Here is a 17174-nt window from a genome sequence, read left to right on the forward strand (position 1 = left end):
AATTATTTGTTTGCAATCCGGTTGAGAACATCAATAAGCTCGTCGGCATTTGCACCGTGAACCATACATGCCTCTTCAATTGTTTCGCCTCTTGATGCAGGGCAACCAAGGCAGTGCATACCAATGCTGAAGAAAGCCTCGGCAGTTTCGGGATATTTGTCGAGAACATCACCGATGATAGAATTCTTTGTGATTTCCATAATTAAAAACCTCCTTGTCGGCAAAGCCAAAATTAAATCTAAAAGCAGATTTATCCGCCAAAAACGGTATTTTAGCGGATAAATCATTATAACATATTTTTTAACCGAAAGTCAAAAAATATATATTAAATTTTAGGATTTTTTACTTTACTTCGGCAAAGGTAAACTTTCCGTCTGCAAAGTCGCATTTAACCTTGCTTTTTGCTTTAATTGTGCCGTCAAGCATTTTCTCCGAAAGCGGATCTTCAATGTCTGATGTTATGGCACGGCGAAGAGGTCTTGCACCGTAGACTTCGTCAAAGCCCTTGTCGGCAATAGCTGAAATAGCCTCGTCTGTAAATTCAATTTCAATTTCCATATCGGACAAACGCTTTTTAAGACCTGCAAGCATCTTGACTGCAATTTCTTTAATCTCGTCCTTGCTGAGTCTGTCAAATACGATGATGTCGTCAATACGGTTAATAAATTCGGGACGGAAAGCCTTTTTAAGTTCGCCGAGCACAAGCTCCTTGGTGTTTTCGGTTTCCTTGTTTTCACTGTTTTCATCGGTAAATCCGAGTGAACTGTGCTTTTCCGTAAGAAGTTTTGCACCTATGTTAGATGTCATAATGATAACAGTGTTTTTGAAGTCAACCGTTCTGCCCTGTGAGTCGGTCAGTCTGCCGTCATCAAGGATTTGGAGAAGAATGTTAAATACATCCGGGTGTGCCTTTTCGATTTCATCAAAGAGGATTACCGAGTATGGTTTTCTTCTTACCTTTTCCGTAAGCTGACCGCCCTCGTCAAAACCGACATATCCTGGAGGTGAACCTACAAGACGGGATACCGTATGCTTCTCCATATATTCACTCATATCAATACGGAGCATAGCGTTTTCATCACCGAACATAGCGGCGGCAAGTGCCTTGCAAAGTTCTGTTTTACCTACGCCTGTCGGACCGAGGAAGATAAATGAACCGATAGGACGCTTAGGGTCTTTAAGACCTACTCTGCCACGGCGGATTGCCTTGGCAACGGAGCTTACTGCCTCGTTTTGACCGACAACTCTTTCGTGAAGTTCTTTTTCAAGGTTGAGAAGTCGTTCGCTTTCCTCTTTTGTAAGCTGAACAACAGGGATTCCTGTCCATTCCGATACAATCTCGGCGATAACTTCCGGAGTAACTTCGCCGTTGCGGTTCTCTCTGTTTTCGTACCATTCCTTTTTGGCTGTGTCAAGCTGTGACTGAACATTTTTCTGTTCATCTCTTAATTTTGCGGCACGCTCAAAGTCCTGCTCGTTAATGGCACTTGCTTTTTCCTGCTCAAGTTTGTCAATTAACTCTTCAAGCGACTTGATGTCCGGAGGAGAGGTAAGACCCTTAAGTTTTACCTTAGACGCACCCTCATCAATAAGGTCAATAGCCTTATCCGGGAGGTATCTGTCGGCAATGTAACGGGAAGAAAGATTTACTGCCGCCTCAATTGCCTCGTTTGTAATTCTTACCTTATGGTGCGCCTCGTAGCTGTCACGCAAGCCTTTAAGAATTTCAACAGCCTGCTCTTTTGTAGGCTCGCCAACCTTTACAGGCTGGAATCTACGCTCAAGAGCCGCATCTTTTTCAATGTATTTTCTGTATTCGTTAATGGTTGTTGCACCGATAACCTGGAAGTCACCTCTTGCAAGCGACGGCTTTAAGATGTTTGCCGCATCGGCACTGCCCTCGGCAGAACCTGCACCTACAATGGTGTGGAGTTCATCAATAAAGAGGATAGTGTCCTTTGACTTTTTAACTTCATCAATTGCGGACTTGATTCTTTCCTCAAAGTCGCCACGGTACTTAGCACCTGCAATCATACCTGTAAGGTCAAGACTTACAACCTTTTTGTCACGCAGAATTTCAGGTACATTGCCGTTTGCAATTTCAAGGGCAAGTCCCTCGGCTACTGCTGTTTTACCTACACCCGGCTCACCGATAAGCACAGGGTTGTTTTTGGTACGCCTTGAGAGAATCTGAATAACTCTCTTTATTTCTTTTTCTCTGCCGATAACAGGGTCAATTTCACCGTTCTTGGCAGCCTTTGTCAAATCTCTGCCGAATTTCTCCAGTGCGGAGCCGCCCTCTTCTTTGCCTTGTGGGTAGCCGTTTTCCATACCCGAAAACTGATTTTCGGATGAGCCTTTCTGTAAGCCGCCTGCAACCGCATTTGCAACAGCATTAGAACTTACGCCGAGTTTTCTTAAAATACTTGTAGCGTAGCTGTCACTTTCGGAAACTATTGCAAGCAAAATATGCTCTGTGCCTACATAGCTGCTGCCTGTCCTTGCAGAAATCATCATTGCGGTTCTGAGAACACGCTTTGTACGGGGAGTAAAGCTGTCGGGTGAGAGGGAAGTCTGAATACCTCTGCCGTCAACATTGGCAATCTCTTTTTCGAGTGCCTCCGCCGTTACGCCGCATTCTTCAAGAGCTGCGGCGGCAACACCGCTACCCTCTTTTATAAGACCAAGCAGAATATGCTCGGTGCCAATATAGTCGTGACCGAAATTTTGAGCTGACTCAATAGAAAGGTTTAATGCCTTGTTTGCCTTTTGAGTAAATCCTCTGAATTCATACATAATCGTCAGTCCTTTCGATAATTTTTTACTGATTATTTTTTACACTTCTTCAAGTGCTTTTCTGAGCAAATCCGCTCTTGCCACATCACGCTGTGCAGCGGAAAGATTTTTACCGCTGTTTACCATAAGCGTAGCAGGTTCAACATCTGTCATCAGCTTGTCGATTGTAAGCAAAGGAACATCTTTGAGCTGTCCCGAAACTATGCCCAAACGAACATTTGAAAGTAGCTGTAAAGCCTCATCGTGTGCGATTGTACGGGCATATTTCAATATGCCGAGGCTGCGGCTGATGCTGTCCTGAATGTCAATATTTGAACAAATACGCTCTCTTGCAAGTTCCTCTTGCGAGATAAGCTGTGATGTTATATTTTTAAGGTTTTCAATGGCAGCTTTTTCGGAGATGCCGAGTGTAACCTGGTTAGAAAGCTGATATAAACTTCCCTTTGGCTCTGTGCCCTCGCCATGAGTGCCTCTTATGGTAAGACCGAGTTTTGAAAGATTGCCTGCAATTCTGCCGATTGCTCGGCTCTTTTCAAGGGCAGGCAGGTGGAGCATTACAGAGGCTCTCATACCTGTGCCGAGGTTTGTCGGGCATTGGGTAAGATAACCGAGTTTCTCGCTGAAAGCAAAGTCAAGGCTTTCGTCAAGCAAGGTGTCGAGCTTATCGACAAGGTCATATGTCTGCTCAAGTGCAAGTCCCTTTGTGATTGCCTGTATTCTGATGTGATCCTCTTCATTAATCATAATAGAAAGGCTTTCATCGGAATTTACAAGCAATGCTCTGCCCTCTGTATTGCTTATGAACTCAGGACTTACAATTCTGCGTTCAACAAGCGATACGCACTGTGCCTCGGTGAGGTCGCTCATTTTAATGAATTTAAAGTCAGAGGCAATAGAGCTGTTGCTGTTTTTGACAGCCGATCTTACCTTTTCAATAACCTTTTCCATTCCGTCGGGTGAAAGCTTGCAGGGAAAAGGAAAATCCTTTAGATTTCTTGCAAGTCTTACTCTTGTGGAAATTACTGAATTGTCACTCATTATTATGCCTCCATTCCTTTGATTGTATCTCTTAATTCTGCGGCTCTTTCAAAATTCTGTTCTTTGACTGCTGCGTCAAGTTCATTTTTTAATTGAGCAATTTTTTCTTCTTTTGTAGGTTCGTGCTTTTCGGCTTTCTGAACCGTTCTGTCGCTGTTCTTGCCGCAATGTGTTGTGTTGCCGTGAATTCTTCTGATAAGTGGGAAGAGTTCGTCGCCAAATACATCATAGCAATCGGCACAGCCTACATGACCTGTTTTTGCAATTTCCGAATAAGTGCTGCCACAGGTTTCACATCTTCTTGCCTGTGTTCTTGCCGGAAGTGCGTTGCCAAAGAAACTGCCGAGGAAGTTTGAAAATTCATCCTCAATGTCAGAGAACACATTTGTGTATCCCATTTTCTTTGCACATTCACTGCAAAGGTCATATTCTTTGATTTCTCCGTTGATTATAGATTTAACATGTGTGTTAGCGTTATTAACACCGCATTTTTGACATTTCATAATAAATACCTCCTGCTTTTATGATATTGCTAAAAGCATATTCTTAAAAAGATCAGCTCTGAGCGAATCTCTTTTTTCCTGCTCGACTGTATGAAGCGCTCTGTCCGACAACGCAGACGCCATAACCTTTGCAACGCTAAGTTCAATAATCGACCTGTTGACCATATTGTTAAGCATTGCCTCGGCAGAAGCTTTGTCAAGCGAATTGCCTACAGAGTTAATTATATGCATTATAGCAGTACCTCTATCCATACTTACACGGCTTATTCTTATGTAACCGCCGCCGCCTCGTCTGCTTTCAACAATGTAACCTTGTTCCGGAGTAAAGCGTGAGGTGATAACATAATTTATTTGACTTGGCACACAACCAAGATTTCCCGCAAGTTCATTTCGCTGAATTTCCGCACTGCCGTTCTGCTCGTCAAGCATTTCTGTAATATATTTAGCGACCAAATCGCTCATTCTCATCTTTTCTCGCCTCTCTTTCAGATTGTGACTTTATTATAGAACTAAAGTCAGAGAAAGTCAAAGTCAAATAAAATCAAAAATCAAATGCTAATTTAAAAAATACTCGCAAATACTCTCGAATACTCGCAAATACTGAATTTTAAAATATTTTTGACTTTTTCTGACCTTTTTTAAAATTGCCGATATTTTCTTGACTTTTAAAAACATACAAATGAAAAATACTTCATATAATAAGTATAGTAAATAAAAACGGAAGTGATAAAATGATTGTCAGTACAAATATAAACATAGACAGCGAGTTAAAGAAATCGGCACAGGAATTGTACTCGGATTTAGGGCTTGATTTGTCAACAGCGGTTAATTTGTTTTTAAAGCAGTCCTTGCGAGAACAGAAGATACCGTTTGAAATAAAAAGGGAGAGTGAGGAAGAAGGCTTTTTTGATACTTTGAAAAGTTTTACAAAAAAGCCGGAGTATTCGTCCTTTGCGGAAATGGTTAATTCAAATACAGATTAAAACAGCCGCACCTTGCCAAAAAAGAACCGCAAGGTGTGGCTGTTTATATTAATAACAGTATGATAATTTTATAGTCAGTCAGACAATTTTTATTATCCAATCTGAATTTTATAACCGAAAATCATTTTCCCCAATACTTTCTGTCCAAACTGCGATACTGCACTGCCTCAAGAATATGGTCGGATTTAATGACTTCGCTGTTATCAAGGTCGGCAATCGTCCTTGCGACTTTAAGCACTCTGTCGTAGGCTCTTGCGGTCATTCCCATACTTTCAAACGCACTTTTCAGCATTTGTTCCGCCTCGTCATCAATAATACATACTTTTTCAAACTGTTCGGCATTTATATTTGCGTTACAGCTTGTACTTGTGCCTTTGTAGCGTTCGGACTGAATTTTTCTTGCTTTGTCAACACGCTTTTTAATTTCGGCAGACGGCTCCGTCTGTTCTTTATCTCTAAGCTCGTCAAATTTAACTGCCGATACCTCTATATGTATATCAAAACGGTCAAGCAGCGGGCCGCTGATTTTATTAAGGTAATTATGTATCTTTTGCGGAGTACAGGTGCATTTTCCTGACGGGTCATTAAAATATCCGCACGGGCACGGATTCATTGGAACACTGAACTTGATACAATTTAACCTTATTTTCTTAGGAGTGTTCAAAAGGGGTCCATTTGAACACCCCTTGAGAAATGGCACTTGCAGGCATAAAAGAAGGCAGACGGTCTCGTTACAAGACCACCTGCCTGTTGATTATTGTTATCTAGTTTTCTGTATCTCGTCAGCCCGACAAACTTGAATTTATCACTATGATAAACAACCAATAGATTATTCGTTAATTTCTTGTTTGTCGCGAAAAGCCTTTTTTGTAACCATTGTGAAATCGAATTTCTCCATGTGGAGTGTGTTATATGGCTTTTCTTCAATTACGATGTCAGATTTGTCTGCTTCTATTATAATGTTTTTTCCGGAAAGATCGCAGGATATCTGCGTTTGAGCTATTGATGGAAGCCCCAATGAATGACAATTTCTTTGGTCATCTTCAAAAGAAGAGCTTTCTTCAAAATAGTCAAGGAAACATTTAAAATATAATCTGCCATTCTCAAAACCGTTGAGCTCTATTTTTGTCCAAGAAGAAGTATATTTATTAATATGTTCTTTAGGGATATCAAAAAACATTCCTACCATTTCAATTATCTTATTACGGTCTTTATTACTGAAAAAACATTTCTTTTTCATAGAATTAGTATCATAAATCCAGGTATGATTAAGACCTTTGTAGATAATTGTTTCATCATCAAGGAAAAACATAACAGATCCATCAAAATGCGGATTGATAAGTTTTTGTGTTTCACGGTCATACCACATTGTATTGTTATTACTATGTGTCCAGTGCTGAAAAAAGATACGCTTTGGCGTAATATGCAAGTCTATGCCGCTTTTCTTGATGCCTGAATGCTTGAACAATACTTCGGATTCTCCGCTGTTTAAGTGATATACAGCAACTTTGTTGCCTATATTGAAAAACAAATCGTTTTCGTAAAAGCAAAGATCACCGTAACATTCACCTTTATATATCAGCTTTTCTTTTCCCGTAGAGAAATCTCCAATATATATGCTTGCTTTTTTGCTTAACTTGTAATCGGCTCCGTCGGGCAGAAATTCCTGAGTATACCATGCAGCCATATTATTTCCGATAGCAATGTCCTGAACGGCTGTATGCTTTTCGATTTTTATATCCTCGCTTCTGTTTGACAAATGCTTTCCACCAACGCTGATTGCAGGCATTATTGACGGACGAGGATACTCTCCGTGAGCATCAAAAGAATATTTAATATTATTCTCGCTAAAAATGATTTTGCCGTTTTCAATCTTTATATCCATAAGTCACCTCATAAACAAATCCCAATTTTTCTGTATCTTGCTCCCATCTTCTTGCCCATCGGACAAGAATCATCCCTCGCTCAAAGAGCTCTGTCAATTCCGATTTGTAAAACTCAACACACTTATTATACCTTATATCGGCAGATTCGCATATCCATTTTATGTCATATTTCCATAATATAAAAGGTCAAACCCGACAAGCCCGATGGTTACTGACAAATCTGACCTTTTATAATCAAATTTCTAAATTTTTTCTTCTATTATAATGTATGTGTCAAATCAGGATTTAATTTATCTCGTTTTTATCTTAAATCCGTTCTTAAAGATGAATAGTATATCATCCTTTGCATTTATCACCACTTCCTGTACCAAGCTGCTTCAAAGTCCCTCATCGAACTCTTCTATCAAAGTACCCTGTTTTTCTAAAGCCTGTATGAAGCCCTTGAATAATTCCCTCTGAGCCTTTTTGCTTTCAATCTGTTCTGAAATCTTGTCATAATCTGCTTTGATGGTATTGTACCTTTCGGTAAGGTCAGCATATCTTCTCTCATATTCATTCTGTTCAAGTGCCATCCGGCTGTTCTCCGCTATGGCTGTCTGCATCTGATCTGCGATTCAGTCAGACAATTTTTATTATCCAATCTGAATTTTATAACCGAAAATCATTTTCCCCAATACTTTCTGTCCAAACTGCGATACTGCACTGCCTCAAGAATATGGTCGGATTTAATGATTTCGCTGTTATCAAGGTCGGCAATCGTCCTTGCGACTTTAAGCACTCTGTCGTAGGCTCTTGCGGTCATTCCCATACTTTCAAACGCACTTTTCAGCATTTGCTCCGCCTCGTCATCAATAATACATACTTTTTCAAACTGTTCGGCATTTATATTTGCGTTACAGCTTGTACTTGTGCCTTTGTAGCGTTCGGACTGAATTTTTCTTGCTTTGTCAACACGCTTTTTAATTTCGGCAGACGGCTCCGTCTGTTCTTTATCTCTAAGCTCGTCAAATTTAACTGCCGATACCTCTATATGTATATCAAAACGGTCAAGCAGCGGACCGCTGATTTTATTAAGGTAATTATGTATCTTTTGCGGAGTACAGGTGCATTTTCCTGACGGGTCATTAAAATATCCGCACGGGCACGGATTCATTGCCGCAACCAACATAACGGTGCAAGGATAAGTGTAGCTTCCGTGCGAACGGGAAATCGTAATTTTTCCGTCCTCAATAGGCTGACGGAGCACTTCAAGCGACATTCGGGAAAATTCGGGTAATTCGTCAAGAAAAAGTACGCCGTTATGAGCAAGCGATACTTCACCCGGTCGAACTGTTCCTGTACCTCCTCCGCCAAGACCCACGGCAGTTACCGTATGATGCGGCGAACGGAACGGTCGTGTGCGTACAAGTCCGTTTTTGTCGAGCAAACCTGCTATTGAATGAATTTTTGTGGTTTCAATCATTTCTTCAAATGTCATATCGGGCAGAATTGACGGAATACGCTTTGCAAGCATACTTTTACCCGATCCCGGAGGACCGATTAACAGTATGTTGTGACCTCCTGCAGCCGCAATTTCCAGTGCTCTTTTTACTTCTGCCTGCCCCTTAACCTGTGAAAAATCGGGCACAAACTGTTTGACTGTATTATCTTCATCAATTTCCGCAACGGCAGGTTCAATAGGTTTATCGCCGCTCAAGTGTGCAATCAGTTGTAAAATATTTTTAACGGGATAAACTTCAATGCCGTCAACCACTGCGCCCTCTGCACCGTTTGCAAAAGGTACATATATCTTTTGATAACCGAGTTCACGGGCTTTTATTACCATAGGGAGTACGCCATTTATGGGTCGTACATCTCCGCCGAGTGACAGTTCTCCCAAAAATGCCGAGTCGGAAATTTCCGCAACTACAGCGCCTGTCATCTTAAGCACTGCAATAAGAATTGGCAAATCGTATATAGGACCTTCCTTTTTTATATCGGCAGGGGCGAGGTTAATTGTGATATGTGCGGTCGGAAAATTAAATCCGCAATTTTTCATTGCACTTTTAACACGGTCACGACTTTCCTTTACGGCGGCATCCGGCAGTCCTACCATATCGAATGCGGGAAATCCTTTGTTAATTGCGCCCTCAACCTCTACGGGATAGCTGTCCATTCCCATAAGACCGAAACTGTTAATTTTCACAACCATTTTAAGCACCTCTTATTAAAAACTACATAATATTATACCATTTTATCTTTTTGCTTACAAGTCAAAAAATATATAAATATGTAAATTCTGCACAATTATTGACGAACGGATTAAAAAAATTTACAAATAATATTTACTTTCTTATTGACAAATAAAAGGAAATAGGTTATTATTTACAGTAAGGAAAAGTCTTTTGAGGTGAGCTTGTGTCTGAATCGTTAAAAAATCTTTCAGAGCTTTCGGATGCAAAGCTTGCAGAGCTTGTAAAAAGCGGAAATGACAGTGCTTTTGATGTGCTTACGCTAAGATACTTGCGAAATATTGGCTTTTTGGCAAAAAAATATTCTGCGGACGGTTACGAGCGCAACGACTTTGTTCAGGAAGGACTTTTGGGACTTTTGTACGCTTGTCGAACATTTGACAGCAACAACAAAGCCTCTTTTAAAAGTTATGTTGATATTGTTGCAAAACGCAGATTTATTTCTATTGTGCGTAAAGCTCAAAGGCAAAAAGCCGTGCCGAGTTCAAGCCTTGTGTCGCTTGATGCAGACAACGACGAGCTTGGGGGCGAAAGTACAGACCCGGAGCAGCTGATGCTTGCAAAAGAACATTATTCTTTGCTTTTAGACGAACTTAAAACCTTGCTTTCGGAAAGAGAGTATACGGTACTGATGCTGTACTGCGGCGGAATGAGTTATGTTGAGGCTGCAAAAAAACTTGGCATATCCGCAAAGTCAGCCGACAATGCGTTGCAGAGAGCCAAAAAGAAAATTTCCTTACATTATATGTCCTTAAAAGATTAAGCGGTGCAATTCCGCAAAAGGGCAAAACAATTATACAGTACAAAAGTGAGGTAAAAAACAATGTACGAAGATAAGACATTAGTATGTAAAGAATGTGGAAATGAATTTGTTTTCACAGCAGGCGAGCAGGAATTTTATGCTGAAAAAGGTTTCGTAAACGAGCCACAGCGTTGCAAAGCTTGCAGACAGGCTCGTAAGAATGCTGCTAAACCGGCTCGTGAACTTTTTGAAACAACCTGCGCAGAGTGCGGCGGTGTTGCAAAGATTCCTTTCAAGCCAATGGAAGGCAAGTCTTACTACTGCAGCGATTGCTTTGCAAAGAGAAAGTAACAACAGACAGACTTATATTTATTATAGCGATTTTAAAAGACATTGTTTTAAAACCAATATAGTTTGTATATTTTTTTAAGCTGTAACGAACGGCGGATTTCATTGTAAATCCGCCGTTTTTCTCTTTTTAATGATGTTTTTGTAAGTTTTCCTTTTCAAAACTTTCATATATAAAACACAAAATCTCTATTGACATTTTGTAATACAGGCTTTAAAATAGTTACTAATCGGTAATAATTTAGATACAATTTTTTAACATTTTTGAAGTGATAAAGGAGTTTTCTTAATGGGAAAGCTTGGCTATATTGTAAGATGTATTGCACATATGGATTACAGCGCACTTTTTGATACTGTAAAGCAGGTGCATAAACTTTCAGGCAAACCGAGAGCGGTTATACTCGCCGATATAGTTTCCTGCGGATTTAAGTACGGCGCAGGATATAAGGATTATTTGCTTTGTGAATTTTATAATCTCAACAGCGAACAGAGGGCAACATTTGTGACAAGAGGTATAAACAATACCGTTGTAAAGCTCTTGAATGACCCTGATTACTATCATATTCTTGATAATAAAACTGAATTTTACACTATGTTTAACGATTATCTTCACCGCAAGTGGCTTAATTTTGCAAAATGCAGTAAAAGTGAATTTGTTGATTTTATGCAGGAATTTGACGAAATTATATGTAAGCCTGATGATTTGTGCTGCGGCAAAGGTGTAGACAAGCTGAAAAAAGCGGATTTTGGCAGTCTTGACGATATGTATGACGAACTGAAAAGACGGCATATCAGTATTGTTGAAGAAGTGGTAAAACAGCATCACGATATGAGCAGAATCAACCCCGATTCCGTAAACACAATCCGTGTTTATACTGTTTTAACAGATGGCAAGGCTAATGCTATATATGCGTGTATCCGTATGGGCAACAGCGATCGCCCTGTAGATAATATTAACGCAGGCGGTATGTATTCGCCTATTGATATGAAAACGGGCAAAATTGCATTTCCTGCTTGTGATAAACAGAGAAAAGTTTACGAAAAACACCCACGCTCGGGATGTGAACTTAAAGGTTATCAAATTCCGTTCTGGGAAGAATCAATAGCTATGTGTTGTGAGGCGGCAGAAAAACTACCGCAACTCGGATATATCGGTTGGGATGTTGCAATTACAGAGAACGGACCGTTGTTTATTGAGGCAAATAATATGCCCGGACACGACGCTTTACCGCAAATGCCGTTGCAAGCACCCGATAAAATCGGCTTTTTACCGACACTAAGACAATATGTTAAGGGAATATAAATTATATGGCAAATTGTCGGCTTGGTGTCAGATTTTAAAATTTTTATTCTGATTTTTTTGCAAAAAATTTAACATATAATATCAAAAAGCACGGCTGTCATTATGACAGCTGTGCTTTTTTGCGCTTTCTGTATTTATTGTGACATAATGCAGTAAGATAAAATTATTTAACTCTTTGATTGCGTTAATGTTTAAAAATTACTTAATAACGGCTTAAATACTGATAAAAATAAGCATAAGAGTTATATTTACCGAATATAAATTAATTAATTTAGCAAGCAATATTATTTCTACAAAAGAATATATAAACTGCCTTCCACATACTGACAAAACGATTGAGTGCAAAATTTTATAATATAGGTAAAGGTTGCAGACAATGCTATCTATTATAATATAAAAAAGAAAAGGATGTTAAAAATGGAGGCAAAAAAAGCTCTGGTTCGCAAAAATTTTGATGGCTCGGCTGAATTTGCAAGAACGGTGATTACAAACATAGTATATTTTGTCAGCGGTGTTCTTGTGTCAAAGGGGGCAATGCTTGGAAATCTATCTCCTTTCGGAGCGTCTTTTGCGGCGGCTGTACCAAAAAAATATTTGCTGTCGGCACTTGCAGGCACAGGGCTTGGCTATATTTTGCTTACGCCCTCGGACAGCTTCAGGTACATAGCTGTTGTGGTTGCGATAGGAGGTATAAGGTGGCTTACAAGCGATATAAAAAGGGTGAAGAACAGCGCACTTTTTGCTCCGCTTGTTGCATTTTTGCCTATTCTTGCAACGGGTATTGTACTCACATTTGTCAGCACAAGCACGCTTTCCTCGCTTACCGACTGCATTATAGAGGCGGTGCTTGCAGGTACGGCGGCTTATTTTTTCAGCAGTACGGTAAGGCTTTCAACCGAAAGACGCAGTATTGCCGCATTTTCCCAACAGGAAACCGCAAGTCTTGTGCTTACAGGCTGTGTTTTAATGCTATCGTTCGGCAGTGTTGCCATTGAGGGCATTTCTGTCGGCAGAATACTTGCCGTTCTTGTTACCTTGCTTTGTGCAAGATACGGGGGTGTTGCAGGCGGTTCTGTCTGCGGAATTGCAACGGGAGCAATATTCAGTATTGCAAGCAGAAATCAAGGCTTTATCTGCGGAGGATACGCATTTGGCGGACTTATGGCAGGATTGTTTTCGACTGTCGGCAAATTTGCCTGCGTAATAGCGTTTATGATTTCCGATGCGGTTATGTGCCTTGCTTTCAGCGACAGGGTGGCTCTTGCCGAGGTACTTATAGAAAGTTTTACGGCGTCTGTCATTTTTATGATTCTGCCCAAAGAAGTAGGTAATTTTATTGCACCTGTTTTTTCTCATGAAAAAAATGCTTCTCTCGGTGAAACTTTGAGGAAAAATGTGGTTATGAGGCTTGATTTTGCCTCAAAAGCCATTAATAATGTTAAAAACGATGTCAACGGAGTATCCGACAGACTTAAAAGGCTGTATTCGCCCACACTTGATATGGTATGCGACAATGTCAGGAAAAATGTCTGTTCAGGCTGTGGATTAAAAGTTTACTGTCACGATAAACAGGAGGGAGTGACCTATGATGATTTTCGCCGCCTTGAGGAAAGGCTTGAACAACAGGGAAGAGTGAGTGAAAACGATATTGAGGAGGTCTTTGTCAAAAAGTGCTGCAAAAAGCGTGAGATAGCCGACAGTATGAACAGCAATTACAGGGAATATATTTCTTGTCTGGAGGCTCAACGCAGGGTAGATGATGTACGCAGTGTCGTTGCGGGACAATTCTCGGGAATCGGGGATATTTTATCCGATTTATCTGATGAATTTAAAAGCGCAATGAAATGTGACACCGAGGCGGCAGAAAGGGTAATTTCCGTTTTGTCGGCTGTCGGAATTATTCCCATGGAATGTATTTGCCTTATAACTTCGGGCGGAAGAATGAATGTTGAACTTTCAATTTCTCCCAAATCAAAGCGCTTTTCAAAAGGACAGTTAATGCGTGAAATTTCAAAATGCTGCGGCAGAAGATTTGATTTGCCTCTTATTACCAAAGAGGGCGGCAGTATAATGGCAAAATTCTGCGAAATGCCTGTTTACGATGTGGAAATAGGTACGGAACAGCATATTGCAAATCGTGGCAAACTTTGCGGCGACTGCCTTAATTATTTTAACGACGGCACAGGCAATACTTATGCCATTGTGTGTGACGGTATGGGCACAGGCGGCAGAGCGGCGGTTGACGGCAATATGGCAACTTCTATTATGACAAGACTTCTCAAGTCCGGACTTACACCGGAAAGCTCACTGCAGATTGTAAATTCCGCACTTATGGTAAAGAGCGAGGACGAATCGCTTTCAACCGTTGATGTGGCAAAAATAGATTTGTACAGCGGAAGAGTAACTCTTAACAAAGCAGGTGCACCGCTTACCTATATAAAGAAAAACGGCAGAGTGATTGCAAAAGAAATGCCGTCACTTCCTGCCGGAATACTCAACAATATTAAATTTTCGACCGATACGGTCAACTTGACAACAGGAGATGTGGTGGTTATGGTGTCTGACGGTGTATTATCAGGTAACGAAAAATGGCTTGAAAATCTTATAAGAACATGGAACAAGGGCAGCACACAGGAACTTGCGCAGGCGGTTGTTGCAGAAGCAATAAAGCACCGCAATGACGGTCACGATGACGACATTACGGTGCTTGCTGTAAAATTGACTGATAACGAATAATCAGAAATCAACTGTTCCGATGTAAAGCGGAATGTTGCTTTCGTTATCTATAAGCATAAATATGAACGGACGGTCAAACTTTAGACTGCTGTCGGTTGTTTTGGAGTCGGATTTAAGTGTGTTTGCGGTAACTGTTGCTTTAACGCTTTCACCGCCGCCGATACCTGCTGAATTTACGGTAACAGACGGCTGAATTTCAGAAATATCATTTACGAAAAGGTCATCTGAAAGAGTGATATTTGAAAGGTTAATGCTGTCGGTAAATATATCCGCAAGGCCGCAATTCTCAAGTTCGGATTTAAGGCTTGTAGGTTTGCCGTCTGACTTTATACTGAATTCGGGAACAGAGGCATTTGTAAGAGATGTTATTTTAAAGCTGTCGAGCATATCGGAATACTCAAGATATGTCATTGAGGATATGTAGCTTTCAAGCGAAGTATCCTCATTTGGCATAATTGCAACAAATTTTACAGGTGTGTTGCGCATATATTTTATAATGCCCTGCGCTTTGTCTGTATGAATATAATTTTCAGCAGAGGTCATATATTTTACTGTTTTTTCGCCGCTTTCGGAGTAAAAAGTACCGTCCGCAACAGCGTCTTTTTCGTAAGCGTTAAGCCATTCGTCATATATATCCGATGTGCTTGTACAGAAAAGGTTATTTGAGTTGTCAAGAGAAGTCACGGCATTTTCGCCGAGTACGGAATTAACCTTTTTAACTGCGTTTTCATCTGAAAATACAAATCTGAAAATATTTGCTCCGTAAAAGTCAGCGTTTGCCTTCAGAAAATTCTTTCTTATATCAACCGTGTCGTTAAAAAACATTGATTGATTAAGTTTTACATAAGCTTTTTCTGAATTTTTACCGTTTTCATCTGTATTTGTGCCGTCAGAAGAAAAGGCTTTAAGTCTACTCTGAAAATATGACGAACATTGATTTTCGGAATCAAGTACAAGCTCATCACTCAGCGCATTGACAATATTTGTCTGGCTTTGTTTTGCGGCACCGTTTGCAAGTAATCCGAGTGTGAGAGCAGTATTGGCAGGCGCAAACACAAAACTCTTTTTATCGGAATTGTTTTTGTAATAGTTACGGAAAAGTTTTAATTCAAAATCACTTACTTCGCTTGAGTAAGAATTATATTCCGTAGGAGCGCTAACTGCTCCGTCGGAATAATTAAATGTGGTTTCAGTATCGCTGTTTCTTTCAACATTTTTTGAAAGATTTTCCTTGTCTGAAAAGCTGTCTGCACTTGAGCAGGCTGTAAATGTTACTGCGATTAAGCCTGCGCAAAGCAGGGCTGATATAGTTCTTTTCATTTATTTGAACGGTCCTTTCGTTAATCTTCATTGACGAGCTTTTTAGCGAGGTCATAAATTTTTTCTGCCGAATTTTCTTGTGCAAGATTGCCGCAAAACCTTTTCATTTCGGCAAGTTTGTCCGGATTGCCGAGAAGTCTGCAAACCTGTTCGGCACCGTTTAATTTATCAAGCATAATTGCGGCACCCGTTTTTACAAGAAATTCTGCATTATCACGCTCTTGTCCGGGAAAAGCATTGTAAATTGCAAGCGGAAGTCGGCAAGCAAGACTTTCGGTAACTGTAAGTCCGCCGGGTTTTGTTACAATGAGGTCGGATATATGCATATAATCCTCAACATTGTCAACAAAGTACAGAAGTTTTGTGCAGTCCTGGGCATTAAGTTCTTCCATTACTTCTTTAAGATGTGTATAAAGGTGCTTGTTTCTTCCTGTAATTACGATAAATTGAATTTGCTTTTTCTGCAAAACAAGGCTTTTATAAAATTTTAATACGCTTGTAACGCCGAAAGAGCCTGCCATAAGCAAAACAGTCGGAATGTTGGGGTCAAGTCCCTCTCTTTTACAGATTTCAGCTTTATCAAACGGCTCGGAAAATCTGTCAAAAATCGGGATGCCGAGCGGATAAATTATATTTTTATCTACATCATATTCGTTGACTAATTTTTCCGCCATTTGAGGTTCGGCAAGTACATAAGCGTCAATGTTCGGTACAAAATATGTGCGGTGTGCGTCATAGTCTGTTATAAGGCTGATTGCTTTTGCACTGATTTTGCCCTTTCTTCTCAATCTTGATACCATCGTTGTAATAAACGGGTGGCACATAATGATAACATCGGGATTAAACTCATCTATAATGCTCAAAAGCTTGTTTGACATTGCGGTATTTGATTTCATAACTGCGTCATAGACGATGGTTTTGCGGTCTGTTACTTTGTAGCACACACCGTAAACCTTCGGAATTTTTGTAGCCATAAAGTGATAACCGCCGCAGACTGTTTTGTTATAAACTTTGCCGATTGCTTTTAATGCGTCAACGACCTTTACCTCATTGTTTGCATCAAGCGCTTTTATTTTGGCGTCAAGTGCGGCAGCGGCTCTTTTGTGCCCGCCGCCGGTTGAGGCGGTAAAAATCAATATTTTCATAATAAAAAGCTCCATTAAATATTAATGTCTGTAAACTATATTATATCGTTAATATAAACAATTTTCAACCGAAAAGTAAAAAAAGATTAATAAATAATTTTTTGCAATAAATATTTGTCACAAAAATGTAGCATTGCATAAAA

The 17174-nt window shown here is 40.1% G+C and carries 16 protein-coding genes; 5 read left to right on the forward strand and 11 right to left on the reverse strand.

The annotated features are described in order from the left end of the window. Nucleotides 1-2 precede the first annotated feature (2 nt). The 5 genes from H8R91_RS08635 to H8R91_RS08655 all read right to left on the reverse strand — a co-directional run bounded on the left by H8R91_RS08635 (nucleotide 3) and on the right by H8R91_RS08655 (nucleotide 4799). On the reverse strand, nucleotides 3-200 hold the full coding sequence (locus H8R91_RS08635) for a DUF1858 domain-containing protein (RefSeq protein ID WP_186935690.1): 198 nt from the start codon (nucleotides 198-200) through the stop codon (nucleotides 3-5). Nucleotides 201-342: 142 nt separating this feature from the next. Beyond that, on the reverse strand, nucleotides 343-2796 hold the full coding sequence (locus tag H8R91_RS08640; protein WP_186935691.1) for an ATP-dependent Clp protease ATP-binding subunit: 2454 nt from the start codon (nucleotides 2794-2796) through the stop codon (nucleotides 343-345). 39 nt (nucleotides 2797-2835) lie between these two features. Continuing rightward, the gene (locus tag H8R91_RS08645) at nucleotides 2836-3834 is read right to left on the reverse strand and encodes a protein arginine kinase (protein WP_186935692.1); all 999 of its coding nucleotides are present in this window, start codon (nucleotides 3832-3834) and stop codon (nucleotides 2836-2838) included. Between the two features lie 2 nt (nucleotides 3835-3836). Next, nucleotides 3837-4337, reverse strand: coding sequence for a UvrB/UvrC motif-containing protein (locus tag H8R91_RS08650; RefSeq protein WP_022235011.1), 501 nt, complete (start codon nucleotides 4335-4337; stop codon nucleotides 3837-3839). Nucleotides 4338-4355: 18 nt separating this feature from the next. After that, nucleotides 4356-4799, reverse strand: coding sequence for a CtsR family transcriptional regulator (locus H8R91_RS08655; protein ID WP_366477388.1), 444 nt, complete (start codon nucleotides 4797-4799; stop codon nucleotides 4356-4358). A 269-nt stretch (nucleotides 4800-5068) separates the two neighbouring features. On the opposite strand from H8R91_RS08655, the gene H8R91_RS08660 reads away from it, so the two are divergent. Beyond that, nucleotides 5069-5320: a type II toxin-antitoxin system RelB/DinJ family antitoxin gene (locus H8R91_RS08660; protein WP_022235009.1), complete on the forward strand. Its 252-nt coding sequence runs from the start codon at nucleotides 5069-5071 to the stop codon at nucleotides 5318-5320. A 121-nt stretch (nucleotides 5321-5441) separates the two neighbouring features. Here the strand turns inward: H8R91_RS08660 and H8R91_RS08665 are convergent, their stop codons facing one another. The 4 genes from H8R91_RS08665 to H8R91_RS08680 form a co-directional block, all read right to left on the reverse strand. After that, nucleotides 5442-5933, reverse strand: coding sequence for a magnesium chelatase subunit ChlI family protein (locus tag H8R91_RS08665; RefSeq protein ID WP_186935694.1), 492 nt, complete (start codon nucleotides 5931-5933; stop codon nucleotides 5442-5444). Between the two features lie 216 nt (nucleotides 5934-6149). Then, nucleotides 6150-7205 carry a hypothetical protein gene (locus H8R91_RS08670; protein WP_022234474.1) on the reverse strand — a complete coding sequence of 352 codons (1056 nt, stop codon included), beginning with the start codon at nucleotides 7203-7205 and terminating at the stop codon, nucleotides 6150-6152. Nucleotides 7206-7583: 378 nt separating this feature from the next. Continuing rightward, nucleotides 7584-7778, reverse strand: a complete 195-nt coding sequence (locus H8R91_RS08675) for a hypothetical protein (protein ID WP_186935695.1) — start codon at nucleotides 7776-7778, stop codon at nucleotides 7584-7586. 89 nt (nucleotides 7779-7867) lie between these two features. Beyond that, on the reverse strand, nucleotides 7868-9397 hold the full coding sequence (locus tag H8R91_RS08680; protein WP_186935696.1) for a YifB family Mg chelatase-like AAA ATPase: 1530 nt from the start codon (nucleotides 9395-9397) through the stop codon (nucleotides 7868-7870). Nucleotides 9398-9603: 206 nt separating this feature from the next. Between H8R91_RS08680 and H8R91_RS08685 the strand changes: the two genes are divergently transcribed. From H8R91_RS08685 to H8R91_RS08700, 4 genes are all read left to right on the forward strand, one after another. After that, nucleotides 9604-10200, forward strand: a complete 597-nt coding sequence (locus H8R91_RS08685; RefSeq protein WP_186935697.1) for a sigma-70 family RNA polymerase sigma factor — start codon at nucleotides 9604-9606, stop codon at nucleotides 10198-10200. Nucleotides 10201-10260: 60 nt separating this feature from the next. Next, complete coding sequence (locus H8R91_RS08690) at nucleotides 10261-10530, forward strand: zinc-ribbon domain containing protein (RefSeq protein WP_022235006.1); 270 nt, start codon at nucleotides 10261-10263, stop codon at nucleotides 10528-10530. A gap of 286 nt (nucleotides 10531-10816) precedes the next feature. Continuing rightward, nucleotides 10817-11830, forward strand: a complete 1014-nt coding sequence (locus tag H8R91_RS08695; protein ID WP_186935698.1) for a sugar-transfer associated ATP-grasp domain-containing protein — start codon at nucleotides 10817-10819, stop codon at nucleotides 11828-11830. 417 nt (nucleotides 11831-12247) lie between these two features. Beyond that, on the forward strand, nucleotides 12248-14566 hold the full coding sequence (locus H8R91_RS08700; protein WP_186935699.1) for a serine/threonine-protein phosphatase: 2319 nt from the start codon (nucleotides 12248-12250) through the stop codon (nucleotides 14564-14566). Here H8R91_RS08700 and H8R91_RS08705 read toward each other — a convergent pair whose 3' ends face one another. Together H8R91_RS08705 and H8R91_RS08710 are read right to left on the reverse strand one after the other, a co-directional pair. Next, nucleotides 14567-15886 carry a serpin family protein gene (locus H8R91_RS08705; RefSeq protein WP_186935700.1) on the reverse strand — a complete coding sequence of 440 codons (1320 nt, stop codon included), beginning with the start codon at nucleotides 15884-15886 and terminating at the stop codon, nucleotides 14567-14569. Between the two features lie 20 nt (nucleotides 15887-15906). After that, the gene (locus tag H8R91_RS08710; protein ID WP_186935701.1) at nucleotides 15907-17031 is read right to left on the reverse strand and encodes an MGDG synthase family glycosyltransferase; all 1125 of its coding nucleotides are present in this window, start codon (nucleotides 17029-17031) and stop codon (nucleotides 15907-15909) included. Nucleotides 17032-17174: the final 143 nt, after the last annotated feature.

Origin of the sequence: Ruminococcus intestinalis, from assembly GCF_014288065.1 — a bacterium.
Classification (GTDB): Bacteria; Bacillota; Clostridia; order Oscillospirales; family Acutalibacteraceae; genus Ruminococcoides; species Ruminococcoides intestinale_A.

Coding starts and splice junctions, on each gene's coding strand:
- H8R91_RS08635 (WP_186935690.1), bottom strand. CDS start 200: ATGGAAATCACAAAGAATTCTATCATCGGTGATGTTCTCGACAAATAT.
- H8R91_RS08640 (WP_186935691.1), bottom strand. CDS start 2,796: ATGTATGAATTCAGAGGATTTACTCAAAAGGCAAACAAGGCATTAAAC.
- H8R91_RS08645 (WP_186935692.1), bottom strand. CDS start 3,834: ATGAGTGACAATTCAGTAATTTCCACAAGAGTAAGACTTGCAAGAAAT.
- H8R91_RS08650 (WP_022235011.1), bottom strand. CDS start 4,337: ATGAAATGTCAAAAATGCGGTGTTAATAACGCTAACACACATGTTAAA.
- H8R91_RS08655 (WP_366477388.1), bottom strand. CDS start 4,799: ATGAGCGATTTGGTCGCTAAATATATTACAGAAATGCTTGACGAGCAG.
- H8R91_RS08660 (WP_022235009.1), top strand. CDS start 5,069: ATGATTGTCAGTACAAATATAAACATAGACAGCGAGTTAAAGAAATCG.
- H8R91_RS08665 (WP_186935694.1), bottom strand. CDS start 5,933: ATGAATCCGTGCCCGTGCGGATATTTTAATGACCCGTCAGGAAAATGC.
- H8R91_RS08670 (WP_022234474.1), bottom strand. CDS start 7,205: ATGGATATAAAGATTGAAAACGGCAAAATCATTTTTAGCGAGAATAAT.
- H8R91_RS08675 (WP_186935695.1), bottom strand. CDS start 7,778: ATGGCACTTGAACAGAATGAATATGAGAGAAGATATGCTGACCTTACC.
- H8R91_RS08680 (WP_186935696.1), bottom strand. CDS start 9,397: ATGGTTGTGAAAATTAACAGTTTCGGTCTTATGGGAATGGACAGCTAT.
- H8R91_RS08690 (WP_022235006.1), top strand. CDS start 10,261: ATGTACGAAGATAAGACATTAGTATGTAAAGAATGTGGAAATGAATTT.
- H8R91_RS08695 (WP_186935698.1), top strand. CDS start 10,817: ATGGGAAAGCTTGGCTATATTGTAAGATGTATTGCACATATGGATTAC.
- H8R91_RS08700 (WP_186935699.1), top strand. CDS start 12,248: ATGGAGGCAAAAAAAGCTCTGGTTCGCAAAAATTTTGATGGCTCGGCT.
- H8R91_RS08705 (WP_186935700.1), bottom strand. CDS start 15,886: ATGAAAAGAACTATATCAGCCCTGCTTTGCGCAGGCTTAATCGCAGTA.
- H8R91_RS08710 (WP_186935701.1), bottom strand. CDS start 17,031: ATGAAAATATTGATTTTTACCGCCTCAACCGGCGGCGGGCACAAAAGA.